This is a genomic window from Brachyspira sp. SAP_772 (assembly GCF_009755885.1).
Classification (GTDB): Bacteria; Spirochaetota; Brachyspiria; order Brachyspirales; family Brachyspiraceae; genus Brachyspira.
In genome coordinates, this window is sequence record NZ_VYIX01000040.1 from 1 (window position 1) to 1,026 (window position 1,026).

At 26.1% G+C, this 1,026-nt stretch carries 1 protein-coding gene; it reads right to left on the bottom strand.

Annotated elements, in window-relative coordinates; translation table 11 throughout:
- Positions 1-1,026: FAD-binding protein (locus GQX97_RS12420; protein WP_157152229.1), on the bottom strand; the 1,026-nt coding region annotated here is incomplete at both ends.

Below are 1,026 nucleotides of genomic sequence, written 5' to 3' on the forward strand. Positions count from 1 at the left end.
TATTTTTATGCTTTCAATAATCAAATAAATTTCTATAGAACCATTTTTTATATTTTCTTTTATACTATAATTACTTCTTATATTATTAAGTTCATTAAGAAGCAATTCTATTTTTTCTTTGCTTCTTACAACAGATAGATTCTCGCTTACTAAATTTCTTATTTTTATTAAAACTTCATTTCTTGTAAAATTATTCTCTTTATCATCTTTTGAAATCTCATTAACCCAATCATTAAATTCTTTTTCTATATTATTTAATTTTATATTATTAGAATCATCAAAGTTTGTATTTTTAATATATTCAAAAGCATTTTTAACAGCATTATTTCCAAATACTAAAGCCCCTCCAACAGAATTWCCTCCAAGCCTATTAGCTCCYTCTATAGCAGAYGATAACTCACCTATAGCATAAAGCCCTTTAACACCTGTAAATGCATTGCTGTCTATTTTTATTCCGCCGTTGCAGCTATGAGCAAAATGAGTAATAACAGTTTCATCTTTCAATAAATCTATTCCTATTTCTTTTTTAAGCCAATTTAAATATASAGTGTAAAACTCCTCTTTATCTTTGTATAAATCTTCTGAATATTTTAATTTAACGCCTTCAGAAGATATTTTTAAATCTATTTCTCTGCTTTCAAAATCATTACTAAAAGGAGCATAAKCACTTCTCTCTATCCATAATCTTTTAGTTTCTTCGTTTTGTATACCATCTAAAAGTAATTKATTTTTTAAATCATACATACCTATACAATATTTTAATGTATGCTCTCCAAACAAYACATTATATTTTGGCTTTAAATATGCCGGTATAAATTGTATAAACTCCATATTTTGAGCAACTGCCCCAGCATCTAACGCAACAACATTACCTACWCCATTAATATTTTTTGGATATAAACTATTTTTRTAATTKCCAGCAACTCCTCCCGTRGCTAATATTATCACATTTGATTTTATAAAAAAGAATTTGTCTTTATTTTGAAACACCGCTCCTACAACTTTATCACCATCTTTMATTATTTT